This window comes from Burkholderia torrens (assembly GCF_984668525.1).
The window spans coordinates 3,005,166-3,031,024 of the sequence record NZ_OZ480211.1 but is presented as its reverse complement, the minus strand read 5'-3'; the positions used below and the strand labels follow the sequence as shown (position 1 = coordinate 3,031,024).

Below are 25,859 nucleotides of genomic sequence, written 5' to 3'. Positions count from 1 at the left end.
CTTTGGAGAGAGTCATGGGACAGTACGCCGCGCCGCTGCGCGACATGCAATTCGTGTTGCACGAGCTTCTGAACGTCGAAGCCGAAGTCAAGCAAATGCCCAAGCATGCGGACCTCGACGCCGACACGATCAACCAGGTCCTCGAGGAAGCGGGCAAGTTCTGCTCCGAGGTACTGTTCCCGCTGAACCAGGTCGGCGACCGCGAAGGCTGCACGTATGAAGGCGACGGCGTCGTGAAGACCCCGACCGGCTTCAAGGAGGCCTACCAGCAATACGTCGAGGCCGGCTGGCCGGCGCTCGGCTGCGATCCGGACTACGGCGGCCAGGGCCTGCCCGCGTTCGTGAACAACGCGCTCTATGAAATGATGAACTCGGCGAACCAGGCCTGGACGATGTATCCGGGCCTGTCGCACGGCGCGTACGAATGCCTGCACGCGCACGGCGCGCCGGAACTGCAGAAGGCCTACCTGCCGAAGCTCGTGACCGGCGAATGGACCGGCACGATGTGCCTGACCGAGCCGCATTGCGGCACCGACCTCGGCATCCTGCGCACCAAGGCCGAACCGAACGGCGACGGCTCGTACTCGATCAGCGGCACGAAGATCTTCATCTCGAGCGGCGAGCACGACATGGCCGAGAACATCATCCACCTCGTGCTCGCGCGCCTGCCGGACGCGCCGCAGGGCACGAAGGGGATCTCGCTGTTCATCGTGCCGAAGTTCATTCCCGACGCAGCGGGCGCGCCGGGCGAGCGCAACGGCATCAAGTGCGGCTCGATCGAGCACAAGATGGGCATCCACGGCAACTCGACGTGCGTGATGAACCTCGACAACGCGAAGGGCTGGATGGTCGGCGAGCCGAACAAGGGCTTGAACGCGATGTTCGTGATGATGAACGCGGCCCGTCTCGGCGTGGGCGCGCAAGGTCTCGGCCTCACGGAAGTCGCGTACCAGAACTCGCTCGCGTATGCGAAGGATCGCCTGCAGATGCGCTCGCTGACGGGCCCGAAGGCGCCGGACAAGCCGGCCGACCCGATCATCGTGCATCCGGACGTGCGCCGCATGCTGCTCACGCAGAAGGCCTACGCCGAAGGCGCGCGTGCGTTCACGTACTGGTCCGCGCTGCAGATCGACAAGGAGCTGTCGCATGCCGACGAAGCCGTGCGCAAGGAAGCGGCCGACCTCGTCGCGCTGCTCACGCCGATCATCAAGGCGTTCCTGACCGACAACGCGTTCGAGTGCACGAACCACGCGATGCAGATCTACGGCGGCCACGGCTTCATCTCCGAGTGGGGCATGGAGCAGTACGTGCGCGACGCGCGGATCAACATGATCTACGAAGGCACGAACTCGATCCAGTCGCTCGACCTGCTCGGCCGCAAGGTGCTCGGCGACATGGGCGCGAAGCTGAAGAAGTTCGGCAAGCTCGTGACGGAATTCGCGGAAGCCGAAGGCGTGAAGCCGGAAATGGCCGAGTTCATCAACCCGCTCGCCGACATCGGTGAAAAGGTGCAGAAGCTGACGATGGAAATCGGCATGAAGGCGATGCAGAACCCCGACGAAGTCGGTGCTGCCGCCGTGCCGTACCTGCGTACCGTCGGTCACCTGGTGTTCTCGTACTTCTGGGCGCGCATGGCACGCCTCGCCCTCGACAACGAAGCGTCGGGCGACCCGTTCTACAAGTCGAAGCTCGCGACCGCACGCTTCTACTTCGCGCGCCTGCTGCCCGAAACGGCGTCGACGATCCGCGCCGCGCGCGCCGGTTCGAAGACGCTGATGGAAGTCGACGAATCGCTGTTCTGACGCGAGTCCGGGCGGTGCGCGCCGCGCGCCGCCCGAACGCAACGGTTCCTGGTACTCACTTCGCCGTGCAGCCCCCACAACCCGCGCTGCACGACACTATCCGGAGACATCCCGTGAGCAATTTCCTGATTCGCAAGGTCGCCGTGCTGGGCGCCGGCGTGATGGGCGCGCAGATCGCCGCGCACCTCATCAACGCGCGCGTGCCGGTGCTGCTGTTCGACCTGCCGGCCAAGGAAGGCCCGAAAAACGCGATCGCGCTGAAGGCGATCGAGAACCTGAAGAAGCTGTCGCCCGCGCCGTTCGGCGTGAAGGACGACGCGAAGTACCTCGAGGCAGCGAACTACGAAGACGACATCGCCAAGCTGGCCGAATGCGACGTCGTGATCGAGGCGATCGCCGAGCGGATGGACTGGAAGCACGACCTGTACAAGAAGGTCGCGCCGCACATCGCGCCGAACGCGATCTTCGCGACCAACACGTCGGGCCTGTCGATCACGAAGCTGTCCGAAGGTTTCTCCGACGAGCTGAAATCGCGCTTCTGCGGCGTGCACTTCTTCAACCCGCCGCGCTACATGCACCTCGTCGAGCTGATCCCGACCGCGCATACGCGTCCGGAGATCCTCGACCAGCTCGAGACGTTCCTGACGAGCATCGTCGGCAAGGGCGTCGTGCGCGCGAAGGACACGCCGAACTTCATCGCGAACCGCGTCGGCATCTTCTCGATCCTCGCGGTGATCACCGAGGCCGCGAAGTTCGGCCTGCGCTTCGACGAAGTCGACGACCTGACCGGCAGCCGCCTCGGCCGCGCGAAGTCGGCGACGTTCCGCACCGCGGACGTGGTCGGCCTCGACACGATGGCGCACGTGATCAAGACGATGCAGGACAACCTCGCCGACGATCCGTTCTTCCCGGTCTACCAGACGCCTGCCGTGCTCGCCGAACTGGTGAAGCAGGGCGCGCTCGGCCAGAAGACGGGCGGCGGTTTCTACAAGAAGGAAGGCAAGGCGATCAAGGTGCTCGACGCGAAGACGGGCACCTACGTCGACTCCGGCGCGAAGGCGGACGAAACGGTCGGCCGCATCCTGAAGCGTCCGCCGGCGGAGCGCCTGAAGCTGCTGCGCGAGACGGACCATCCGCACGCGCAGTTCCTGTGGTCGATCTTCCGCGACGTGTTCCACTACATCGGCGTGCATCTCGAGTCGATCGCCGACAACGCGCGCGACGTCGACCTCGCGATCCGCTGGGGCTTCGGCTGGAACGAAGGCCCGTTCGAAGGCTGGCAGGCCGCCGGCTGGAAGCAGGTCGCCGAGTGGGTGCAGGAAGACATCGCGGCCGGCAAGGCGCTGGCAAACGTGCCGCTGCCGTCGTGGGTGCTCGAAGGCCCGGTGGCCGAGAAGGGCGGCGTGCACACGGCCGAAGGCTCGTGGGCGCCGGCCGCGAAGCGCTTCGTGCCGCGTTCGGACCTCGCGGTCTACGACAAGCAGGTGTTCCGCGCGCCGCTGCTCGGCGAAGCCGGTGCCGATCCGAAGACGTACGGCAAGACGCTGTTCGAGACCGATGCCGTGCGCGCATGGGTCGACGACCGTGCCGGTGAAGACGACGTCGTGATCGTGTCGTTCAAGTCGAAGATGAACACGATCGGGCCGAGCGTGATCGACGGCCTCGTGCAGGCGATCGAACTCGCGGAGAAGGACTACAAGGGCGTGGTGATCTGGCAACCGACGTCGCTGAAGCTCGGCACGCCGGGCGGCCCGTTCTCGGCCGGCGCGAACCTCGAAGAGGCGATGCCCGCGTTCATGATGGGCGGCGCGAAGGGCATCGAGCCGTTCGTGAAGAAGTTCCAGGAAGGCATGCTGCGCGTGAAGTACGCGAACGTGCCGGTCGTCGCGGCCGTGTCGGGCATCGCGCTCGGCGGCGGGTGCGAGCTGATGCTGCACAGCGCGAAGCGTGTCGTGCACGTCGAGAGCTACATCGGTCTCGTCGAAGTGGGCGTCGGCCTCGTGCCGGCGGGCGGCGGCCTGAAGGAAGCGGCGCTGCGTGCGGCGGATGCCGCAACGGCCGCGAACGCGACCACCGACATTCTGAAGTTCGTCACGAAGTCGTTCGAGAACGCGGCGATGGCGAAAGTCTCGGCGTCCGCGCACGATGCGCGCGCGATGGGCTACGTGAAGCCGTCCGACACGATCATCTTCAACGTGTTCGAACTGCTCGACACCGCGAAGAAGGAAGCGCGGGCGCTGGCCGCCACCGGCTACCGCGCACCGCTGCGCGCGAAGGACGTGCCGGTGGCGGGCCGCTCGGCGATCGCGACGATCAAGGCATCGCTCGTCAACATGCGTGACGGCCGCTTCATCAGCGACCACGACTACCTGATCGCGAGTCGCATCGCCGAAGCCGTGTGCGGCGGCGACGTCGAAGCCGGCAGCCTCGTCGACGAGCAGTGGCTGCTCGCGCTGGAGCGCCGCGCGTTCGTCGAGCTGCTCGGCACGCAGAAGACGCAGGAACGGATCATGGGCATGTTGCAGACCGGCAAGCCGGTGCGTAACTGAGCGAGCGGATAAGGCAAGGAGTCTCAAATGAGCAAACAATTGCAAGACGCATACATCGTCGCCGCCAGCCGCACGCCGATCGGCAAGGCCCCGCGCGGTGTCTTCAAGAACACGCGCCCGGACGAGCTGCTGGTCCACGCGATCAGGTCGGCGGTCGCGCAGGTGCCCGGCTTCGACACGAAGCTGATCGAGGACGCGATCATCGGCTGCGCGATTCCGGAGGCCGAGCAGGGCCTGAACGTCGCGCGCATGGGCGCGCTGCTCGCGGGCCTGCCGCAGACGGTCGGCGGCGTGACGGTCAACCGCTTCTGCGCGTCGGGCATCACCGCGCTCGCGATGGCGGCCGACCGCATCCGCGTGGGCGAATCGGACGCGATCTTCGCAGGCGGCTGCGAATCGATGAGCATGGTGCCGATGATGGGCAACAAGCCGTCGATGTCGCCGCACATCTTCGACCGCAATGAAGATTTCGGCATCGCGTACGGGATGGGCCTGACGGCCGAGCGCGTCGCCGAGCAGTGGAAGGTGAGCCGCGAAGACCAGGACGCGTTCTCGGTCGAGTCGCACCGCAAGGCACTCGCGGCGCAGCAGGCCGGCGAATTCAACGACGAGATCGCCGCGTACACGATCAGCGAGCGTTTCCCGAACCTCGCGACGGGTGAAGTCGACGTGAAGACGCGCGAGATCAAGCTCGACGAAGGTCCGCGCGCGGATACGTCGATCGAAGGCCTCGCGAAGCTGCGCACGGTGTTCGCGAACAAGGGCTCGGTCACGGCCGGCAACAGCTCGCAGACGTCGGACGGCGCGGGCGCGCTACTCGTCGTGTCGGAGAAGGTGCTGAAGGAATTCAACCTGACGCCGCTCGCGCGCTTCGTGAGCTTCGCGGTGCGCGGCGTGCCGCCGGAAATCATGGGCATCGGCCCGAAGGAAGCGATCCCGGCCGCGCTGAAGGCTGCCGGCCTGAAGCAGGACGATCTCGACTGGATCGAACTGAACGAGGCGTTCGCCGCGCAATCGCTGGCGGTGATGCGCGATCTCGGCCTCGACCCGTCGAAGGTCAACCCGATGGGCGGCGCGATCGCACTCGGCCACCCGCTCGGCGCGACCGGCGCGATCCGCGCGGCGACCGTCGTGCACGGCCTGCGCCGCCGCAACCTGAAGTACGGGATGGTCACGATGTGCGTCGGCACCGGCATGGGCGCCGCGGGCATCATCGAACGCCTGTAAGCGGGACGCGACGAAAGACGACGACGGTGCGCGGGCCACGAGCTCGCGCACCGTTTTTTCATTCCGATAGAGGAAAGTCAAAGGAGACGGTTGTGGCCGAAATTCAAGTGGAACGCGCCGAAGGCGTGATGACGATCACGATCGCGCGCCCGGCGAAGAAGAACGCGCTGACGGCGGCGATGTACCAGACGATGGCCGACGCGCTCGCCGACGCACAGGAAGACAAGGCGATCCGCGTGATCCTGCTGCGCGGCGGTGAAGGCAACTTCACGGCGGGGAACGATCTCGAGGATTTCCTGAAGGCGCCGCCGAAGGACGACACCGCGCCGGTATTCCAGTTTCTGGCGCGGATCAGCAGCGCGAGCAAGCCGATCGTGGCCGCGGTGCCGGGCATTGCGGTCGGCGTCGGCGTGACGATGCTGCTGCACTGCGATCTGGTCTACGCGGCCGACACCGCGACGTTCTCGCTGCCGTTCGCGCAGCTCGGGCTGTGCCCGGAAGCCGCGTCGAGTGCGCTGCTGCCGCGCCTGGCCGGTCATCAGGTCGCCGCCGAGAAGCTGTTGCTCGGCGAGGCGTTCGACGCGCTGGAAGCGCACCGGATCGGCATCGTCAACCGCGTGCTGCCGGCGGCCGAACTCGACGCATTCGCGGCGAAGCAGGCGGCGAAGCTGGCAGCGCTGCCGGCGGCATCGCTGCGTGTGACAAAGGCGCTGCTCAAGGATACGGGCGGCGTGGCGACGCCCGCGCGAATGGCCGAGGAAGCCGCGCACTTCTCCGCGATGCTGCGCGCACCCGAGGCGCGCGAGGCGATGACCGCGTTCTTCGAGAAGCGCAAGCCGGATTTCCGTCAGTTCGACTGACGGAGCAGGGGGCGTCGGCGTGTGACCGCCGGCGCGATCCCGCGATGGCGGTCAGGCCGTACCGTAGTCGACGTGGCCGGTTTCCCGGCAGAAGCTGACGAGCCGCAGCCCGGCCGCCTTGGCGATCTCGATCGCGAGCGACGACGGCGCGGAGATGGTCGCGACCAGCGGGATGCCGACGCGCGCGGCCTTGCGCACGAGTTCGTAGCTCGCGCGGCTCGACAGGAACACGAAGCCGTCGGTCGTGTCGGCGCGCGCCAGGACGAGCGAGCCGATCAGCTTGTCGAGCGCGTTGTGGCGGCCGACATCCTCGAATGCCGTCCGGATCGCGCCTGTTGCGTCGCACCACGCGGCCGCGTGCAGGCCGCCGGTCAGCTTCGTGAGCGCCTGGTGCGCCGGCAGCCCGTGCGCCGCGTGCGCGAGCGCGTCGGGCGCGAGGCGCGCGAGAAAGCCCGTGTCGGGCACGCGTTCGGGCGCGAGGTCGAGCAGGTCGATGCTTTCGATCCCGCACACGCCGCAGCCCGTGCGCCCCGCGAGCGCGCGGCGCCGGTCCTTCAGCGCGGCGAATGCCTGCTGGACGACCTCCAGGTGCACTTCCGCATGCGGCAGCGGCGCATCGGCGTGCAGGATCACCTCGATGTCCTTGATGTCGCTGCCGCGCGCGACGATCCCTTCCGAGATCGCGAAGCCGACCGCGAACGCTTCGAGGTCGCACGGCGTACACATCATCACCGCGTGCGAAATGCCGTTGAACACGAGCGCGACCGGCCATTCCTGGCCCACGTAGTCGTGCGCGGTCTCGACGGCGCCGCCGCGCGTGCGCCGCACGGACAGTTCGATCGCGCCGCGCGGTTCGTCGCGCAGGTCGTCGCGCAGTCCATCGGATTGGGTCGGATTCACGAGCACTCCCGTTGATTCGAAGCACGGCCGGCGACAATCGTGCCGCCGCCCGCGCGCAGAGGTTCTAAAATACCTCAGGCAGGCCGGCCGCGCCGGCATCCGCCACATCAGGTAACGACCATGGGACTCAGCGACGCTCCGTTGCTCTTCAACTTCGAACACGATTCGTCGGAAAACTTCACGTACATCCCGATGATCGTGCGTTTCAATCTCGACCGCTTCGGTCTGCGGATCTCGCTCGAACAGTGGCAGTTGCTGCCGCTCGAGGACCGCAAGCTGCTCGCGCGCTTTCCGGCCGACGACGACACCGCGATCGAGCCCAACTTCGATCACGCGCTGTTCGAAATGCTGCGCACGCACGCGGATCTGGAACCGTCATGGTTCCAGCCGGACGAGCAGCCGACCTGGCGTGCCGTCGACACGGTGCCGGAGTCGCTCGTGCAGCAGAGCGCGCTGGCCGGGCTGACGGCGCCGGCGCTCGCGCAGTGGCAGCGGCTCGCGCCGTTCCAGCGCTACGTGCTGGTCAAACTGTCGCGCAAGCCGAAGCTGAATCACGATTTCCTGCCCGCGATGCGGGAGTTCGGGCTGACGGCCACGCACTGACGCGGCCGTGCGCCGCGCGGTCGCGGCGCGTGCCGGTCAGAGCGGCGGCAGTTGGCGCGGCTTGCGGTCCGGGCCGGTCGCGACGTAGGTGAGCGTCGCTTCGGTGACCTTCACGATTTCGCCCATCAGGCGCATGCGCTGCGCGTACACCTCGACGTCGACCGTGATCGACGTGTTGCCGGTACGCGTGATGGTTGCGTAGAAGCTCAGCAGGTCGCCGACGAACACCGGCTGCTTGAACACGAACGAGTTGACCGCGACCGTCGCGACACGGCCGTTCGCGCGCTGGCTCGCGGGGATCGAGCCGGCGATGTCGACCTGCGACATGATCCAGCCGCCGAACACGTCGCCGTGGACATTTGCGTCGTGCGGTTGCGGGACGACGCGCAATGCGGGCTGCTTCTGCGGGAGTTCGAGGGTCGAATCGGTCATGGCGGGGGCTTTCATCCTGTAATAAATGGGCCGCCGCGCGCAGGCGGGCCGGCGAGGCCGCCGGCAGCGGCGCGAAGCGGCTTCTGCGACAATACAACGTTCGCAAATTGTACGAGAAAGCGCGCGAGCCGGCCGTCGATACACGCGTCGTGCACCGCCACCGAGACTTCCCCCATGCGCCGATTCCCTGCTTCCGGCGAGCCCGCGCCGGCTTCGACCGGGCCCCGCAACGACTGGCAGACCATCCGGTCGCTGCTGCCGTACCTGACCACCTACAAATGGCGCGTCGCGCTCGCGCTCGCCTGCCTGATCGGCGCGAAGGTCGCGAACCTCGGCGTGCCGGTCGTGATGAAGCGCATCGTCGACCACCTGTCCTACGTGCAGCAGATCACCGCGCTCGGTCGTGCCGAGCAGTCGGCCGGCATCGTGCTCGCGGGCGGCGTCGGGCTGCTGGTCGTCGCGTATGCGCTCGTGCGGCTGTCGACGTCGCTGTTCACCGAGCTGCGCGAGATCCTGTTCTCGAAGGTCACCGAGAGCGCGGTGCGCCAGCTCGCGCTGCAGGTGTTCCGGCACCTGCACGGGCTGTCGCTGCGGTTCCACCTCGAACGCCAGACGGGCGGCATGTCGCGCGACATCGAGCGCGGCACGCGCGGCATCCAGCAACTCATTTCGTATTCGCTGTACAGCATCCTGCCGACACTCGTCGAGGTCGGGCTCGTGCTCGGCTTCTTCGTGGTGAAGTACGAGGCCTATTACGCGTACGTGACGTTCGCGGCGCTGGTCACGTACATCGTGTTCACCGTGAAGGTCACCAACTGGCGCACGCATTTCCGCCGCACGATGAACGAACTCGATTCGCGCGCGAACTCGCGGGCGATCGATTCGCTGATCAACTACGAGACGGTGAAGTACTTCGGCAACGAGGAGTGGGAGGCGCAGCGCTACGACGAGAACCTGAAGCGCTACCGGAAGGCCGCGATCCGCTCGCAGAACTCGCTGTCGGTGCTGAACTTCGGCCAGCAGGCGATCATCGGCACGGGGCTCGTGTTCATCCTGTGGCGCGCGACGCAGGGTGTGCTCGCAGGCAAGCTGACGCTCGGCGATCTCGTGCTGATCAACACGTTCATGCTGCAGCTCTACATTCCGCTGAATTTCCTCGGCGTCGTGTATCGCGAGCTGAAACAGAGCCTGACCGACATGGACCGGATGTTCGGGCTGCTGTCGGCTGCGAAGGAAGTGGCCGACCGGCCCGATGCGCAGCCGCTCGCGGTGGCCGGCGCGCAGGTGCGCTTCGAGCACGTGAACTTCGCGTACGAGCCGGCGCGGCAGATCCTGCACGACGTGACGTTCACGATCGATGCGGGCACGACGACCGCGGTGGTCGGCCACAGCGGTTCGGGGAAATCGACGCTGTCGCGCCTGCTGTTCCGTTTCTACGATCTCGACCGCCAGGCGGGCGGTGCGATCCGGATCGACGGCCAGGACATCCGCGACGTCACGCAGGATTCGCTGCGCGCGTCGATCGGGATCGTGCCGCAGGACACCGTGCTGTTCAACGACTCGATCTATTACAACATCGCGTACGGCCGGCCGACCGCGACGCGCGACGAGGTGGTCGCGGCAGCGCGCGCCGCGCATATCCACGATTTCATCGAAACCTTGCCGAAGGGCTATGACACGCCGGTCGGCGAGCGCGGGCTGAAGCTGTCGGGCGGCGAGAAGCAGCGCGTCGCGATCGCGCGCACGCTGCTGAAGGATCCGCCGGTGCTGCTGTTCGACGAGGCGACGTCGGCGCTCGATTCGCGCTCGGAGCGTGCGATCCAGCACGAGCTCGACCAGATCGCGCGACACCGCACGACGCTCGTGATCGCGCACCGGCTGTCGACGGTCGTGCACGCGCAGCAGATCCTCGTGATGGATCACGGCCGGATCGTCGAGCGCGGCACGCACGACGAACTCGTGCGCGCGGACGGGTTGTATGCGCAGATGTGGGCGCTGCAGCAGCAGCGCGCGGCGGCAGGCGGCGAAGAGGCCGAGGCCGCGTAGCGGCGGCGCTGCACGCGGGGGCGCGCAGCGGAAAGGGGCGTGGGCGTGCCTGATGGGCGGGAGCCGGGCCGGCGGGAAGAGCCGGCAGGCGCCGGACCTGTCGATCAGCCGGCCGGCCAACCGGCCAACCGGCGAGGCGATCAATCAGCCCGGCGTCCCGTCAGCCGATCACTTCGCGGCGCGCAGCCGTGCGTCGAGTTCGCCGAGCTGCGCCGGCGTGCCGACGTTCTCCCAGATACCTTCGTACAATTCGCCGCTCGCGCGGCCGGCTTCGATCGTCGCCTTGAAGTACGGCGACAGTGCGCGGTGCGCGCCGGGCTCGATGTCGCGGAACATCCGCGTGTCGTACAGGCCGATGCTGCCGAACGTGACGCGCGGCGCACCGGTGAGCGACAACTGTCCGTCGTCGCGGAGCACGAAGTCGCCGGCCGGATGGAACGGCGGGTTCGGCACCATGACGAGGTGCATCGCGGGCGCGTCGAGCGCGGCCATCCGTGCCGCGCGGGCCGCGAGCGTCCGGTAGTCGAATGCGCAGAACACGTCGCCCGCGACCGCCGCGAACACGGCCGGCTGCCCGTCGCGCTCGATGAGCGGCAGCGCCTGCGCGATGCCGCCCGCCGTTTCCAGCGCTTCGCCTTCGGCCGAATACGCGAGCCGCACGCCCCAGCGCGAACCGTCGCCGAGCGTGGCCTCGATCTGCTCGCCGAGCCACGCGTGGTTGATCACGATCGTCTCGATGCCCGCGCGCGCGAGCGCCTCGATCTGCCACACGATCAGCGGCTTGCCGCCGGCTTCTAGCAGCGGCTTCGGGCGGGTGTCGGTCAGCGGGCGCATCCGTTCGCCGCGCCCGGCGGCGAAGATCATCGCCGTGGTCAGGGTAGTGCTCATGTTCGGCCGGGTATCAGGACTCTGGGGGCGGTCAGAACGTATAGCCGACGTCGGCCGGCGCGTTGCCCTCGAGCTCGTCGAGCAGCTTCGCGAACGGGACGAGCGGGCGGTAGCGCAGCGCGACCTTGCGTGCATACGCGATGAAGCGCGGCAGGTCGTTCAGGTAATGCGGCTTGCCGTCGCGGTAATTGATGCGCGCGAACAGGCCGAGGATCTTGATATGGCGCTGCAGCCCCATCCATTCGAGCTGGCGGTAGAACTCGCCGAAATCGGGATCGACCGGCAGGCCGGCCTTTTTCGCCTTTTCCCAGTAGTACGCGAAGCAGTCGAGCTCGAACTCCTCGTCCCAGCTGACGAACGCGTCGCGCAGCAGCGACACGACGTCGTACGTCAGCGGCCCGTAGACGGCGTCCTGGAAGTCGAGCACGCCCGGATTCGGCTCGCAGACCATCAGGTTGCGCGGCATGAAGTCGCGCAGCATGAAACCCTGCGGCTGCGCATGGGCGCTCGCGACCAGCAGCGCGAACGTGCGGTCGAGCGTGCCGCGCATCGCGTCGGTGACGGGCTTGCCGAGGTGGCGGCCGACGAACCATTCGGGCAGCAGCTCCATTTCGCGGCGCAGGAACGCTTCGTCGAACGGCGGCAGCACGTCGGGCAACGACCTGAGCTGGAAGCGGATCAGCGCATCGAGCGCGTCGCGCATCAGCGGCCGCGCGGCGACCGGATCGGCCGGGTCGAGCACCGAGATGTACGACGTGCGGCCGAGATCGGTCACGAGCATGAAGCCCGCGTCGAAATCGTGGGCCAGCACGTCCGGCACGTGGTCGCCGGCTGCGGCGAGCAGCTGCGCGACCTGGACGAATTCACGGCACTTCTCGGGCGGCGGCGCGTCGACGGCGATCAGCGTGCCGCCGGCGCTCGTGGCCGACGCGACACGGAAATAGCGGCGGAAACTGGCGTCCGACGACGCGGGCGCGAGGGTCGACAGGTCGAGGGCATAGCGCTCGGCGAGCGGTTGCAGCCACGCGGTCAGGGCGTCGAGGCGGGCGTCGGGCTGGGATGCGGCGGATGGGGGCGTCATGAAACTCGGAGGAGGGGGGAACGTCTTGCCATATAATACCCCACGACTTTTTTGACGCGCCCCGCGTCAGCTTCCGCCGTGCAGGCCCGCTGCCTGTCGCGCCGCCCGCCCGATCGCCTCCCCGGTTTGCGCTCAGCCGCAGTCGCGGTGCGACGGCGCGGCCCGCCGTGCGCGCATGTGCCGTGAAGGCGCGGTTGACAAGGGGCGATTCGCCAAACGATAGATGCCGCCCAAACCGCTATTCCCGAATGTTTTCCCCGGTGACGGGGCGCCGCGCAAACGGCGGCTCGCGCTCGCGCTCCTGGCCGTGCCCGGCCTCGTGCCGGCCGTGTCGTACGCGCAGCTGTCGGGCGCGGCCGCGCAGCCGCAGCCGCTCGACTCGCCGTGGGATCTGCGTCTCGCGCCCCAGCTCGAGGATCATCCGCTGAAGGACGGCGCGAAGCCGGCCGCCTTCGTGATCGCCGACCACACGAGCGGCACGGCCGAGCAGGATCTCGCCGCCAAGGGCTCCGCCGAGCTGCGGCGCGGCGACGCCGTCGTGAAGGCCGACGCGCTCCACTACGATCAGGATACCGACATGGCCGATGCGTACGGCCAGGTCAAGGTGGTCAATGGCGGTACGTCGTTCGCGGGTCCCGAGGCGCACCTGAAGATCGAGGCGAACCAGGGCTTCATGACGGCGCCGAAGTATCACTTCAACGTGACGGGCGGGTCGGGCAGCGCCGAGCGCGTCGACATGGTCGACAACGAGCGCTCGGTGTTCGTCAACGGCACCTATACGGCGTGCCAGTGCTCGACGAACCCCGCGTGGTACATCAAGGGCAGCCGCTTCGACTTCGATACGGGCGCCGACGAAGGCACCGCGCGCAACGGCGTGCTGTTCTTCCAGGGCGTGCCGATCTTCGCGAGCCCGTGGATGACGTTCCCGCTGTCGGGCGAGCGGCGCAGTGGCCTGCTGCCGCCGACGTTCTCGGTGAACTCGAGCAACGGCTTCGAGCTGACGCTGCCGTACTACTTCAACATCGCGCCGAACCGCGACTTGACGCTCACGCCGCGCATCATCTCGCGGCGCGGCGTGATGACCGAGGCGACGTTCCGCTACCTGTCGCCGTCGTATTCGGGCACGTTTACAGCCAATTACCTGCCGAGTGACCGGCTCGAGCACCGCAACCGCTACGCGATCTACTGGCAGCACCAGCAGAACTTCGGCGGCGGTTTCGGCGGCTACGTCTACTACAACAAGGTCTCGGACAACCTGTATCCCGAACAACTGGGTTCGATGAACCAGTTCATCAACGGGACGCAGACGCTGTACCAGCAGGAAGCCGGCCTCACGTACAACAACGGCCCGTGGTCGGTGCTCGCGCGCTACCAGCACTGGCAGACGCTGCCGCCGTCGATCGCGCCGTACAGCCGCGAGCCGCAGTTGAACGTGAAGTACACGAAGTACAACGTCGGCGGCTTCGACTTCGGCGCGGAAGCCGACTATTCGCGGTTCCGCATCACGACGGCCGATGCGACCGAAGGCGACCGGATCGTCTTCAACCCGTATATCGCGTACGGCGTGTACGGCCCCGGCTACTTCGTCGTGCCGAAGGTCCAGTACCACTTCGCGTCGTACGACCTGAACTACCTGTCGTCGACCACGCCGAACAGCCCGAAGCGCTTCACCGAGTCGATCCCGACCGTGAGCTTCGACACGGGCCTGATCTTCGACCGCTCGGTGCGCCTGTTCGGCCAGGATTTCATCCAGACCCTCGAGCCGCGCCTGTACTACGTGTACACGCCGTATCGCGACCAGTCGAACGCGCCGCTGTTCGACACCGCGGAATCGGACTTCGGCCTCGCGGAGATCTACCAGCCGAACACGTTCGTCGGCAACGACCGGATCGCCGACGCGAACCGGATCACGGCCGGCCTGACGTCGCGCTTCATCGATCCGCGCACCGGCGACGAGCGCGCGCGTTTCGTGATCGCGCAGCAGTACTACTTCGCCGATCAGCGCGTCACGCTGAATGCCGGCCAGAGCGCCGTGCTGGCGCGCCACTCGGACCTGATCGTCGGCGCCGCGCTGAAGCTCGGCTCGGGCTTCATGTCGGAGACGGCGTTCCAGTACAACCAGAACAACAACCAGCTCGTGAAGTCGAGCATCGGTTTCGGCTACAGCCCGGGCGAGCGCCGCGTGATCAACGTCGGCTATCGCTACACGCGTTCGAATACCACGCTCGACAACCAGCCGATCAACCAGTTCCTGGTGTCCGCGCAATGGCCGCTCACGCGCCGCCTGTATGCGATCGGCCGTTTCAACTACGACCTCGCCGGAGATCGCGTGGTCGACGGTCTGGTCGGCTTACAATACGACGCGGATTGCTGGGCGCTCGGGGTCGGGGTGCAGCGGGCCGCGAACGGCATCAATTCGTCGGGACAGCAGAACTCGTCGACGCGATTCATGATGCAGCTGACGCTCAAGGGCCTGTCGACCGTCGACAACGGCCTCGTGTCCGCATTCCGCGCCGGGGTACCGGGCTACACGCCGCTGCCGCCGCCGCCGCCGCCGATGTCCCGCTTCAGCAACTACGAGTAACGCAGGCTTGTCTGCACCGGTCAGCACGATTTCAATGGAGTTTCAGTGGCAATGAAGAAAAACCTTCGTTTCGCGGCAGTCGTGTCCAGCCTCGCCGCGTCCGCCGCGCTGCTCGCCGCCGCGCCGGCCGCGGCGCAGGCGCTCGGTTCGCAAGGTGCGCAGCTCGCCGACGAAGTCGTCGCGGTCGTCAACAACGACGTGATCACGGGCCGCGAACTCGACCAGCGCGCCGGCCTGATCGCGCGCCGGCTGCAGCAGCAGAACGCGCCCGTGCCGCCGACCGACCAGCTGCGCGCGCAGGTGCTGAACCAGATGGTGCTCGAACGTATCCAGGTGCAGAAGGCGAAGGACGACGGGATCCGCGTCGACGACGCGACCGTGCAGTCCACGCTGCAGCGCCTCGCGCAGGCGAACGGGATGACGCTCGAGCAGTACCGCGCGCGTCTCGAGGCGCAAGGCGTGCCCTGGAGCATCTTCACGAGCGATGCACGGACCGAGCTGACGCTGTCGAAGCTGCGCGAGCGCGAGGTCGACGGCAAGATCACCGTGTCGGATGCCGAGGTCGCGAACTACATTGCGAGCCAGCGCGGGCCGAACGCGTCGCAGCAGCAGGACCTGCGCTTCCAGCACATCTTCATCAAGGCGCCGACCAACGCGCCGCAGGCCGACATCGAGGCCGCGCAGAAGAAGGCCGACGCGCTGCTGCAGCAGGCGAAGTCGGGCGCCGATTTCGAGCGCCTCGCGAAGAACAACTCGGAAGCGAACGACGCGAAGAAGGGCGGCGACCTCGGTTTCAAGGCGCCGAGCGCGCTGCCGGCCGAGGTCGTCGACGCCGCATCGAAGCTGCGCCCGGGCCAGGTCAACCCGACGCTGATCCGCGTGCCGGACGGCTTCGAGATCGTGCGCCTCGTCGACCGCCGCCAGAGCCAGGGTGCGACGGCCGCCGCGCCGAAGATCGTGCAGACGCACGTGCGCCACATCCTGCTGCGCGTCGGCGAAGGCAAGTCGGAAGGCCAGGCGCGCCAGCAACTGGTCGACATCCGCAACCAGGTCCAGGCCGGCGGCGATTTCGCGAAGTTCGCGCGCACTTACTCGCAGGACGGGTCGGCGTCGCAGGGCGGCGATCTCGGCTGGATCAGCCCGGGCGAGACCGTGCCGGAATTCGAGCGTGCGATGAACAACCTGCAGGACGGCCAGATCAGCCAGCCGATCCGTACCGAGTACGGCTATCACCTGATCCAGGTGCTGAACCGCCGCGAAGCGGAAGGGTCGGTGCAGCAGCAGATGGACATCGCCCGCCAGGCGATCGGCCAGCGCAAGGCCGAGCAGGCCTACGCCGACTGGCTGCGCGAGCTGCGCGATTCGTCGTACGTTCAGTACAAGATCGGCGGCGTCGCCCCGGCGAACTGAGCGAGCCCCGCATGACCACGCCCGCGCTGCAGATCGCGATCACGACAGGCGAACCGGCGGGGGTCGGCCCGGAGCTGACCGTGCAGGCGCTGCGTGACGCCGCGCAGCGCTGGCCCGACGCGCATTTCTCCGTGCTCGGCGATGCGGCGCTGCTCGACGCACGGGCCGCAGCCGTCGGTGCCGACCGCACCGTGCTGGCCGGCGGTGCGCAGGTGTCGGTCGCGCACCACGCGCTGGCCGTTCCCGCGCAGGCGGGCAAGCTGGACGCGGCGAACGGCCGGTACGTGCTCGGGCTGCTCGACGCGGCGATCGACGGCGCGCTGGCCGGCCGGTACGACGCGATCGTGACCGCGCCGCTGCAGAAGAGCACGATCAACGATGCGGGCGTGCCGTTTACCGGCCATACCGAATACCTGGCGGAGCGTACGCATACGCCGCGCGTCGTGATGATGCTGGCGGGCACCGGCGACAGGCCGCTGCGCGTCGCGCTCGCGACGACGCACCTGCCGCTGAAGGATGTCTCCGCCGCGCTGACGATCGACGGTCTCGTCGAGACGCTCGCGATCATCGATCGCGACCTGCGGCGCGACTTCGGCCTCGCCGCGCCGCGCATTCTCGTGACGGGCCTGAACCCGCACGCGGGCGAGAACGGTTATCTCGGCCGCGAGGAGATCGACGTGATCTCGCCGGCGCTGGCCCGCGCGAATGCGCAGCGCATCGACGCGCGCGGCCCGTATCCGGCCGACACGCTGTTCCAGCCGCGCCATCTGGCCGATGCCGATTGCGTGCTCGCGATGTTCCATGACCAGGGCCTGCCCGTGCTGAAGTATGCGACCTTCGGCGAGGGCATCAACGTGACGCTCGGGCTGCCGATCATCCGCACGTCGGTCGACCACGGCACCGCGCTCGACCTGGCCGGCACGGGCCGTGCCGATCCGGGCAGCATGATTGCCGCGCTCGACACGGCCGTCACGATGGCGCGCCATCGCCGCGCGGCCTGACGCCGCGCGGTCTCACCTCTTTCGTCGTATTTTTCGTTTTACACAGTCGATGTCGAACAGCAGACAGCACCAAGGCCACTTCGCGCGCAAGCGCTTCGGGCAGAACTTCCTCGTCGATCACGGCGTGATCGATTCGATCGTGTCGACGATCGGCCCGGCGCGCGGCCAGCGCATGGTCGAGATCGGCCCCGGGCTCGGCGCGCTGACCGGGCCGCTGATCGAGCGCCTTGCGACGCCCGAGGCGCCGCTGCACGCGGTCGAGCTCGACCGCGACCTGATCGGCCGCCTGCAGCAGCGCTTTGGCGCGCTGCTCGAATTGCACGCCGGCGACGCGCTCGCGTTCGACTTCCGTTCGCTCGCGGCGCCCGGCGACAAGCCGTCGCTGCGGATCGTCGGCAACCTGCCGTACAACATTTCCAGCCCGCTGCTGTTTCATCTGATGACGTTCGCCGATGCGGTGATCGACCAGCATTTCATGCTGCAGAACGAAGTCGTCGAACGGATGGTCGCGGAGCCCGGCACGAAGGCGTTCTCGCGGCTGTCGGTGATGCTGCAGTACCGCTACGTGATGGAAAAGATGCTCGACGTGCCGCCGGAATCGTTCCAGCCGCCGCCGAAGGTCGATTCGGCGATCGTCCGGATGATTCCGTACGAGCCGCACGAACTGCCGGACGTCGATCCCGTGCTGCTCGGCGAAATCGTCACCGCCGCGTTCTCGCAGCGCCGCAAGATGCTGCGCAACACGCTCGGCGACTATCGCGAGACGATCGATTTCGACGGGCTCGGCTTCGATCTCGCGCGCCGTGCCGAGGACGTGAGCGTGGCGGAATACGTCGGCGTCGCGCAGGCGCTCGCGGCGGTACGCAAGGCCGGGTAACGCGCGGCGCGCGAAGCCGGACCGGATGTGTTGAAAGGGCTGCTCAGACGGGCAGCCTTTTTGTTGCGCGCGTGTTTCTTGCCGGTGGCCGCTTACGCCCGCGTGCGCGGCGGCGCGTTGACGAACGCGATGCCTGTCAGCACGAGCGCAGCCGCGGACATGAAGCGCCAGCCGACGGATTCGCCGAGCAGCAGCACGCCGAACGCGACGCCGAACAGCGGCGACAGGAACGTGAAGACCGACAATCGCGACGCGCTGTAGCGCGTCAGCAGCCAGAACCACGACAGGTAGCTGACGAACGCGACGATCACCGATTGATACGCGAGGCTCGCCACGGCGATCGGTGTCACCTGCGCGAACGACACTTGCCCGAACAGCGCGGCGAGCGCGACCAGCACGACCGCCGATACCGCGAGCTGATAGAACAGCGTCTTGCTCGCGCTCGCCCGTGCGAGCGCCGTCGAGCGCACGACGACCGTCGTCGCGGCCCACATCGCGCCGCCGAGAATCCCTAGCGCGTCGCCGGCCAGCCCGGCCAGTATCGATGCGCCGGGTGCGCGCGGTTTCAGGAAGCCGTCCGCGAACGCGAGCGCGATGCCGGCGAAGGCGAGACCGACGCCGGCCCACTGCGTGCGCTGCAGCCGCTCGCCCGGTGCGAACAGGTGCAGGCCGAGCGCGGTGAAGCAGGGCGCCGTGTACAGGAAGATCGCCATGTGCGACGCGCTCGTCAGCGTGAGCCCGAAGAACACGCAGATGAATTCGCCGGCGAACAGCGCACCGGCCGCGAGGCCCGCGCCGAACGTGCCGTCGGCCTGGAACAGCGGCGTGCCGCGCGTGCGGGCCCAGCCCCACAGCAACCCCGCGGCGATCACCGAGCGCAGCCCGGCCTGGAACATCGGCGCGATCGCGGCGTTCGTGTTCTTGATCGCGACCTGCTGGAAGCCCCAGATCGCGCAAAGCAGCAGCATCAGGCCGACGGCGCGCAGGTCGAGCGCGCGGCGCACGGGGGCGGCGGCGAGCGTGGTCATCGGCGCGCCTCGCTTGATCGGTACGGCGGCAGCGGGGTTGGGCGGACGGCGCGTTCGAATCGGCGGTTTCGCACGGCAGTGTGGCTTCAGGGAAGGGTGGGTGGTCGCGTTCGGGCGGAGAGGGGCGTGCCCGTTTTTGGTGCGAGGTCGAAGGATGTTACCCGATCGGCGCGGTGGCCGGGTGGGCCGGATCGAGCCGTTTTCCGCCGCTGCGTGCGTATTCGCACCGGTCAACCCGATGCGCGGTATCGGCCGCTTCCCCCGGCTAGGCGCCCCCGGCGAGTTTCACCCGACTCTGGTAGAGTTTCCGGTTCAGGAAAGTCCCCACAGGAGTACAACACATGCGTTTGCTGCATACGATGCTGCGAGTCGGCGATCTCGACCGCTCGATCAAGTTCTACACCGAATTGCTCGGCATGAAGCTGCTGCGTCGCGAGGATTATCCGGAAGGCAAGTTCACGCTCGCGTTCGTCGGCTACGAAGACGAGAGCACCGGCACCGTGATCGAGCTGACCCATAACTGGGATACGCCGTCCTACGATCTCGGCAACGGCTTCGGCCATCTGGCCGTGGCGGTCGAGGATGCGTACGCGGCCTGCGAGAAGATCAAGGCGCAAGGCGGCAAGGTCACGCGCGAAGCGGGCCCGATGAAGCACGGCACGACCGTGATCGCCTTCGTCGAGGATCCGGACGGCTACAAGATCGAGTTCATCCAGAAGAAGTAAGCGCCGGATGAGCGGGCCGCGCCGTGCGATGCGCGCGGGCGGCAAAAAGGGCGATGCGGGGTGACCCGCATCGCCCTTTTTTGATGGGCAGCGCCGCCGCGTGGGCGGTGTCAAAGCGACGGCAGCAGCTCGGGCGGGTGATGCTTGAGCGTGTGCCGCGCTTCGCGGAACTCGGGGAAGATCGATTCGACGGTCTGCCAGAAGGCCGGGCTGTGATTCATCTCGCGCAGGTGCGACAGCTCGTGCGCGACGACGTAGTCGATGATCGACATCGGGAAATGGATCAGCCGCCAGTTCAGGCGGATCTTGCCGTCGCTCGAGCAGCTGCCCCAGCGCGTCGCGGCCGACGACAGCGCATACATCGAATACGTGACGCCGAGCTTTTCCGCGTAGACCGGCAGGCGCTCGCCGAAGATGCGCTTCGCTTCGCCCTGCAGCCAGCCCTGCACGCGATCCTTGATCTGCTGCATGTCGGCCTGCACGGGCAGCGGCAGCGACAGCCGCAACGCATCGGCGTCGAACGCGACGGCGCCCGCGCCGAGCGCGATCGTCACCGTCTTGCCGAGATACGGCAGCTGCGCGCCGTCGCGCCAGTCGATCTGCGGCAGCGCGCGCTGCTCGGTGCGCGTCTTCCACTCCGCGAGCTTCGCGAAGATCCAGCGTTGCTTCTCGGAGATCGCCGCTTCGATGTCGGCGAGCGTGACCCAGCGCGGTGCGGTGATCGACAGCCCGCTGCCGTCGATCGTGAAGCCGATCGTACGGCGTGCCGAACGTTTCAGCCGGTATTCGAGCACGCGGCTGTCGAGCGCGAACGTGCGCACGCGTGAGCGGTCGGGTGCCGGGCCCGGAACGGGCGGGGCGGTGGGTGAGGCTTCAGGCGGCGCCGGCGGCGTGGCGGGCGCCGACGGTGCGGCGGCCGGCCCGTCGAAGAGCGGCAGATCCATCTGGCGATGATCGAGGGCCACGACGGCAGGCCGTGGCCGCGGACGCTGTTTCATCAGTTCGCTTCTTTTTGTCGTACGCAACGGCTGCAATCCGGGGGCTTCAGGCTCGCGCGGCATCGCGCGTGCCGGCATTGCCCGCCTGGCGATAGGAATCGGGATCGATGCGGCGCATTTCCGCTTCGATCCATGCTTCGACCTGCGAGTTCAAACCATCGGGCGTCAGCCCGTCGCTGGGGATCGGCTTGCCGATCGACACGGTGACGACGCCGGGGAATTTCGTGAACGAGTTGCGCGGCCACACCCGACCTGCATTGTGCGCGATCGGCACGACCGGCGTGCCGGTTTCGATCGCGAAGCGCGCGCCGCCCGTCTTGTACTTGCCCTGCTTGCCGACCGGCGTGCGCGTGCCTTCGGGGAACATGATCATCCACGCGCCTTCCGACAGGCGCTTCTTGCCCTGGCGGATCACCGAATTGAACGCGTTCTTGCCTTCCTTGCGGTTGATGTTGACCATGTGCAGCAGCCCGAGCGCCCAGCCGAAGAACGGCACGTACAGCAGTTCGCGCTTGAACACGTAGCAGAGCGGCTTCGGCATCAGCGCCGGAAACGCGAGCGTCTCCCACGCCGACTGGTGCTTCGACAGCAGCACGGCCGGGCCGTCGGGCAGGTTCTCCATCCCTTCGATCCGGTAGCGGATGCCGTTCAGCCAGCGCACGACCCACAGTGTCGACTTGCACCAGCCGGCCGCCATCCAGTAGCGCGCGTCGGGGCGCATGAACGGGAACGCGATGAAGCACGCGGTGGCGTACGGCACCGTGTACAGGATGAAGTAGATCAGCAGCAGCAGGGAGCGGACGAAGCGCATCGGCGTGAGTCTGGCGTTAGGGAGGATGCGCGCGGCAGCCGCATCACTCGTGTTCGTGTGAAAGGAAGTCGAGCGCAAACGCGCGCAGGTCGTCGTGGACTTTCGTGCCGGGCGGCAGATTGCCCGCGGCGAGCGTCTTCTTGCCCTTGCCGGTCAGCACGAGGTGCGGCTGGAAGCCGACCGCGACGCCGGCCTGCAGGTCGCGCAGCGAATCGCCGACGACCGGCGTGTGATCGGGATCGATCTCGAAGCGCTCGGCGATCATCTGCATCATGCCGGGTTTCGGCTTGCGGCAGTCGCAGTGATCCTCGGCCGTGTGCGGGCAGAAGAACACCGCGTCGATGCGCGCGCCGACGGCGGCCGCCGCGCGATGCATCTTCAGGTGCATCTCGTTCAACGTGGCCATGTCGAACAGCCCGCGACCGATGCCGGACTGGTTGGTCGCGACGACCACGCGATAACCCGCGTGGTTGAGCCGGGCGATCGCCTCGAGAGCGCCGGGCAGCGCGATCCATTCGTCGGGCGTCTTGATGAACGCATCCGAATCGACGTTGATCACGCCGTCCCGGTCGAGGACGACGAGCTTTCGGTTGGGGCTGGTCGGCATCGTGCGGCCCTTAAGCGGCGAGCTTCGAGATGTCGGCGACGCAGTTCATCTGCTGGTGCAACGCGGACAGCAGCGCGAGACGGTTGGCTCGCAGCGCCGGATCTTCCGCGTTGACCATCACGTCGTTGAAGAACGTGTCGACCGGCGCGCGCAGCGCGGCGAGCGCCGACAGCGCGCCCGTGTACGCACGCGCCTCAAGCTGCGACTGCACGTGCGGCGTCACGGCCGCGAGCTGTTCGTGCAGCGCCTTCTCGGCCGCCTCGACGAGCAGCGTCGGCTGCACCGTGCCGTTCGCGCCACCTTCCGACTTCTTCAGGATGTTCGAGATCCGCTTGTTCGCGGCCGCGAGCGCTTCGGCTTCCGCGAGGCGCGTGAATTCGCGCACCGCGTCGAGGCGCGCGACGAGATCGTCGACGCGCGTCGGGTTCAGGCTCAGCACCGCGTCGATTTCACCGGCCGAATAGCCGCGCTCGCGCAGCAGGCCGCGCAGGCGATCCATGAAGAACGCGAAGATCGCATCGGTCGACTCGGCGACGCCCGGCACGCCTTCGAAGCGCGCGTAGGCCGTGCGCAACAGCGACACGAGATCGAGCGGCAGCTGCTTTTCGACCAGCAGGCGCAACACGCCGAGCGCGTGGCGGCGCAGCGCGAACGGATCCTTCTCGCCGGTCGGCGCGAGGCCGATGCCCCAGATGCCGACGATCGTCTCGAGCTTGTCGGCCAGCGCGACGGCGGTCGACACGGGCGTGGTCGGCAGCGCGTCGCCGGAGAAGCGCGGCTGGTAGTGCTCGGCGCATGCGAGCGCGACATCGTCGGCTTCGCCGTCGTGGCGCGCGTAGTACGTGCCCATCGTGCCCTGCAGCTCCGGGAACTCGCCGACCATGTCGGTCAGCAGGTCGGCCTTCGCGAGGCGCGCGGCGCGCTTCGCGTGCGCGGTGTCGGCGCCGATCGCGGGGGCGATCTCGCCGGCCAGCGCCTCGAGGCGCTCGACGCGTGCGAGCGCCGAACCGAGCTTGTTGTGATACACGACGTTCGCGAGCTGCGGCACGCGGTCGGCGAGCGGCTTCTTCTTGTCCTGCTCGAAGAAGAACTTCGCGTCGGCGAGGCGCGGGCGCACGACGCGCTCGTTGCCTTCGATGATCTCGCCCGGCGTCTTCGTCTCGATGTTCGACACGATCAGGAAGCGCGAGCGCAGCTTGCCGGCGACGTCGGTCAGCGCGAAATACTTCTGGTTCGTCTGCATCGTGAGGATCAGGCATTCCTGCGGAACCTGCAGGAACTCGTCCTCGAAGCGGCACGGGTAGACGACCGGCCATTCGACCAGCGACGTCACTTCGTCGAGCAGCGATTCGGGCATCACGACCGTGTCGCCGTTCGCGTGTTCGTTCAGTTGCGTGCGGATCGTTTCGCGGCGATCGGCGAAGTGCGCGATCACGCGGCCCTTGTCGCGCAGCGTGTCGGCGTACGCGCGTGCGTGCTGGATCGCGACCAGGCCGTCGGACAGGAAGCGGTGGCCGAGCGTGGTGTCGCCGGCATCGACGCCGAACGCGGTGACGGGCACGACGCGGTCGTCGTGCAGCACCGTCAGGCGATGCACCGGGCGCACGAACTTCACGTCGGAGCCGTCCGGGCGCTGGTACGTCATGAACTTCGGGATCGGCAGCTTCGCGAGCGCTTCGTCGAGCGCGGCCTGCAGGCCGTCGGCGAGCGTGGCGCCGGCCGCCGAGTAGTTGATGAAGAAGGCTTCGGCCTTGCCGTCCTGCGCGCGCTCGAGATCGGCGATCGACAGGTTCGGGTGGCCGAGCGCCGCGAGCTTCTTCGCGAGCGGGGCCGTCGGCTTGCCTTCGGCGTCGAGGGCGACCGACACCGGCAGGACCTTTTCGCGAACCTGCTTTTCAGGCGCGACGGCGCGCACGTTCTGCACGACGACGGCGAGCCGGCGCGGCGTGGCGTAGCGTTCGAACACGAGTTCGCCTTCGACGAGGTCGCGCGCCGCGAGGCGTTGCGCGAGGCCTTCGGCGAATGCGTCGCCGAGGCGCGCGAGGGCCTTCGGCGGCAGCTCTTCGGTCAGCAGTTCGACGAGCAGGGGGGCGGGATGATTGTGCGTCATGGTTGGAATAAATCTCGTCTCGTCAGTCCTGATCGATCTTGCGTTCGACCTTGAGCGGCGGCGCCCATGCCGGCTGCGCGGCGTCCTGGGCGTCGGTGGTGAGGCCCGGCACGCCCGGCGGGTTGCCGAGCATCGGGAAGCCGAGCTTCTCGCGCGAGTCGTAGTAAGCCTGCGCGACGAGACGCGACAGCGCGCGGATGCGGCCGATGTACGCCGCACGCTCGGTGACCGAGATCGCGCCACGCGCGTCGAGCAGGTTGAACGTGTGGCCGGCTTTCAGCACGAGTTCGTACGCGGGCAGCGCGAGCTGCGCGTCGATCATCTTCTTCGCTTCCGCTTCGTAGCTGTTGAAGAACGTGAACAGCAGGTCGACGTTCGCGTGCTCGAAGTTGTAGGTCGACTGCTCGACCTCGTTCTGGTGGTACACGTCGCCATACGACAGGCGGCGCAGCTCGGGGCCGTTCGGGCCTTGCTCTTCCCACTCGGTCCACACGAGGTCGTACACGTTCTCGACCTTCTGCAGGTACATCGCGAGGCGCTCGAGGCCGTACGTGATCTCGCCGAGCACCGGCTTGCATTCGAGGCCGCCGACTTCCTGGAAATACGTGAACTGCGTGACTTCCATCCCGTTCAGCCACACTTCCCAGCCGAGGCCCCACGCGCCGAGCGTCGGGTTTTCCCAGTCGTCCTCGACGAACCGCACGTCGTTCTGCTTCAGGTCGAAGCCGAGCGCCTCGAGCGAGCCGAGGTACAGGTCGAGGATGTTTTCCGGCGCCGGCTTGAGCACGACCTGGTACTGGTAGTAGTGCTGCAGGCGGTTCGGGTTCTCGCCGTAGCGGCCGTCCTTCGGGCGGCGCGACGGCTGCACGTACGCGGCGCGCCACGGCTCGGGGCCGACCGCGCGCAGGAACGTGTGAACGTGCGACGTGCCCGCGCCGACTTCCATGTCGATGGGCTGGAGCAGGGCGCAACCCTGCTTGTCCCAGTAGGACTGCAGCGTCAGGATGATTTGCTGAAACGTAAGCATGAAGAGCCTTCGTGGCGCTGGCGCTCCGTTGCGGGCGGCGCTCCGGGCGGGGCCCGGAGGGTCGGCTCGCGCGGCGGCGCGGCTTGTTAGTGTGCTGAAACGCGTAATTTTACCGGATCGGCGACCGGATGCGGCCGGAACACGGGCGAAGGCGCCGCCGGCCCGCTTCCCAAAGGCGCGCACGAGCGGCCGGCGCGGCTCGTCCGCCTGTCCGCGGGCCGCTCGCGACGCGCGTGCCGTGCCGCTGCGCGCGGGCGTTAAGATGCGCATATTGCGGCGCGCGTCACGCGTGC

21 protein-coding genes are annotated in these 25,859 nt (G+C 67.7%); 11 read left to right on the top strand and 10 right to left on the bottom strand.

Annotated features, from left to right (window positions below; translation table 11 throughout):
• Positions 1-14: 14 nt before the first annotated feature.
• The 4 genes from AC5LXX_RS14030 (at position 15) to AC5LXX_RS14015 (ending at position 6,438) form a co-directional block, all read left to right on the top strand.
• The gene (locus AC5LXX_RS14030) at positions 15-1,802 is read left to right on the top strand and encodes an acyl-CoA dehydrogenase C-terminal domain-containing protein (protein WP_124453599.1); all 1,788 of its coding nucleotides are present in this window, start codon (positions 15-17) and stop codon (positions 1,800-1,802) included.
• 113 nt (positions 1,803-1,915) lie between these two features.
• Positions 1,916-4,351 carry a 3-hydroxyacyl-CoA dehydrogenase/enoyl-CoA hydratase family protein gene (locus AC5LXX_RS14025; RefSeq protein ID WP_124453601.1) on the top strand — a complete coding sequence of 812 codons (2,436 nt, stop codon included), beginning with the start codon at positions 1,916-1,918 and terminating at the stop codon, positions 4,349-4,351.
• Between the two features lie 27 nt (positions 4,352-4,378).
• Entirely contained in the window at positions 4,379-5,578 is a 1,200-nt protein-coding gene (locus AC5LXX_RS14020) for an acetyl-CoA C-acyltransferase (protein ID WP_493409828.1), read from the top strand.
• A 92-nt stretch (positions 5,579-5,670) separates the two neighbouring features.
• Positions 5,671-6,438: an enoyl-CoA hydratase gene (locus AC5LXX_RS14015; RefSeq protein WP_493409827.1), complete on the top strand. Its 768-nt coding sequence runs from the start codon at positions 5,671-5,673 to the stop codon at positions 6,436-6,438.
• 51 nt (positions 6,439-6,489) lie between these two features.
• Here AC5LXX_RS14015 and fdhD read toward each other — a convergent pair whose 3' ends face one another.
• Positions 6,490-7,344 (bottom strand): formate dehydrogenase accessory sulfurtransferase FdhD, encoded by an 855-nt coding sequence (fdhD, locus tag AC5LXX_RS14010; protein WP_493409826.1) that lies wholly within the window; start codon positions 7,342-7,344, stop codon positions 6,490-6,492.
• Between the two features lie 114 nt (positions 7,345-7,458).
• Between fdhD and AC5LXX_RS14005 the strand changes: the two genes are divergently transcribed.
• A complete protein-coding gene (locus AC5LXX_RS14005; protein ID WP_493409825.1) occupies positions 7,459-7,941 on the top strand; it encodes a nitrate reductase associated protein in 483 nt (160 codons plus the stop codon).
• Between the two features lie 36 nt (positions 7,942-7,977).
• Here AC5LXX_RS14005 and AC5LXX_RS14000 read toward each other — a convergent pair whose 3' ends face one another.
• Positions 7,978-8,373 carry an acyl-CoA thioesterase gene (locus AC5LXX_RS14000; RefSeq protein WP_034208354.1) on the bottom strand — a complete coding sequence of 132 codons (396 nt, stop codon included), beginning with the start codon at positions 8,371-8,373 and terminating at the stop codon, positions 7,978-7,980.
• 174 nt (positions 8,374-8,547) lie between these two features.
• On the opposite strand from AC5LXX_RS14000, the gene AC5LXX_RS13995 reads away from it, so the two are divergent.
• Positions 8,548-10,419, top strand: a complete 1,872-nt coding sequence (locus tag AC5LXX_RS13995; protein ID WP_493401540.1) for an ABCB family ABC transporter ATP-binding protein/permease — start codon at positions 8,548-8,550, stop codon at positions 10,417-10,419.
• Positions 10,420-10,587: 168 nt separating this feature from the next.
• On the opposite strand, the gene murU is transcribed toward AC5LXX_RS13995, so the two are convergent.
• Both murU and AC5LXX_RS13985 read right to left on the bottom strand, forming a co-directional pair.
• Complete coding sequence (gene murU / locus AC5LXX_RS13990) at positions 10,588-11,307, bottom strand: N-acetylmuramate alpha-1-phosphate uridylyltransferase MurU (RefSeq protein WP_493409824.1); 720 nt, start codon at positions 11,305-11,307, stop codon at positions 10,588-10,590.
• A gap of 31 nt (positions 11,308-11,338) precedes the next feature.
• Complete coding sequence (locus AC5LXX_RS13985) at positions 11,339-12,388, bottom strand: aminoglycoside phosphotransferase family protein (protein WP_493409823.1); 1,050 nt, start codon at positions 12,386-12,388, stop codon at positions 11,339-11,341.
• 223 nt (positions 12,389-12,611) lie between these two features.
• On the opposite strand from AC5LXX_RS13985, the gene AC5LXX_RS13980 reads away from it, so the two are divergent.
• The 4 genes from AC5LXX_RS13980 to rsmA are packed head-to-tail and all read left to right on the top strand — an operon-like array spanning position 12,612 to position 18,260.
• Positions 12,612-14,972: an LPS-assembly protein LptD gene (locus AC5LXX_RS13980; protein ID WP_493409822.1), complete on the top strand. Its 2,361-nt coding sequence runs from the start codon at positions 12,612-12,614 to the stop codon at positions 14,970-14,972.
• Between the two features lie 51 nt (positions 14,973-15,023).
• Positions 15,024-16,382, top strand: coding sequence for a peptidylprolyl isomerase (locus AC5LXX_RS13975; RefSeq protein WP_124453618.1), 1,359 nt, complete (start codon positions 15,024-15,026; stop codon positions 16,380-16,382).
• A gap of 11 nt (positions 16,383-16,393) precedes the next feature.
• Positions 16,394-17,383, top strand: coding sequence for a 4-hydroxythreonine-4-phosphate dehydrogenase PdxA (gene pdxA / locus AC5LXX_RS13970; RefSeq protein ID WP_493409821.1), 990 nt, complete (start codon positions 16,394-16,396; stop codon positions 17,381-17,383).
• A gap of 49 nt (positions 17,384-17,432) precedes the next feature.
• Positions 17,433-18,260 (top strand): 16S rRNA (adenine(1518)-N(6)/adenine(1519)-N(6))-dimethyltransferase RsmA, encoded by an 828-nt coding sequence (rsmA, locus tag AC5LXX_RS13965; protein ID WP_124453622.1) that lies wholly within the window; start codon positions 17,433-17,435, stop codon positions 18,258-18,260.
• Between the two features lie 92 nt (positions 18,261-18,352).
• Here rsmA and AC5LXX_RS13960 read toward each other — a convergent pair whose 3' ends face one another.
• Entirely contained in the window at positions 18,353-19,288 is a 936-nt protein-coding gene (locus AC5LXX_RS13960) for a DMT family transporter (protein WP_493409820.1), read from the bottom strand.
• A gap of 341 nt (positions 19,289-19,629) precedes the next feature.
• Here AC5LXX_RS13960 and gloA point away from each other — a divergent pair, with 341 nt between their 5' ends.
• Positions 19,630-20,013, top strand: a complete 384-nt coding sequence (gene gloA, locus AC5LXX_RS13955; protein ID WP_124453625.1) for a lactoylglutathione lyase — start codon at positions 19,630-19,632, stop codon at positions 20,011-20,013.
• A 110-nt stretch (positions 20,014-20,123) separates the two neighbouring features.
• Here the strand turns inward: gloA and AC5LXX_RS13950 are convergent, their stop codons facing one another.
• Genes AC5LXX_RS13950 through glyQ form a run of 5 tightly spaced genes read right to left on the bottom strand, consistent with a single transcriptional unit; the run spans position 20,124 to position 25,566 of the window.
• Complete coding sequence (locus AC5LXX_RS13950; RefSeq protein WP_493409819.1) at positions 20,124-21,011, bottom strand: M48 family metallopeptidase; 888 nt, start codon at positions 21,009-21,011, stop codon at positions 20,124-20,126.
• Positions 21,012-21,057: 46 nt separating this feature from the next.
• Positions 21,058-21,822, bottom strand: coding sequence for a lysophospholipid acyltransferase family protein (locus AC5LXX_RS13945; protein WP_493409818.1), 765 nt, complete (start codon positions 21,820-21,822; stop codon positions 21,058-21,060).
• A gap of 43 nt (positions 21,823-21,865) precedes the next feature.
• Positions 21,866-22,429, bottom strand: coding sequence for a D-glycero-beta-D-manno-heptose 1,7-bisphosphate 7-phosphatase (gene gmhB / locus AC5LXX_RS13940; RefSeq protein ID WP_175032545.1), 564 nt, complete (start codon positions 22,427-22,429; stop codon positions 21,866-21,868).
• 10 nt (positions 22,430-22,439) lie between these two features.
• On the bottom strand, positions 22,440-24,539 hold the full coding sequence (gene glyS / locus AC5LXX_RS13935) for a glycine--tRNA ligase subunit beta (RefSeq protein ID WP_493409817.1): 2,100 nt from the start codon (positions 24,537-24,539) through the stop codon (positions 22,440-22,442).
• 22 nt (positions 24,540-24,561) lie between these two features.
• The gene (gene glyQ, locus AC5LXX_RS13930) at positions 24,562-25,566 is read right to left on the bottom strand and encodes a glycine--tRNA ligase subunit alpha (protein WP_006477868.1); all 1,005 of its coding nucleotides are present in this window, start codon (positions 25,564-25,566) and stop codon (positions 24,562-24,564) included.
• Between the last annotated feature and the right edge of the window lie 293 nt (positions 25,567-25,859).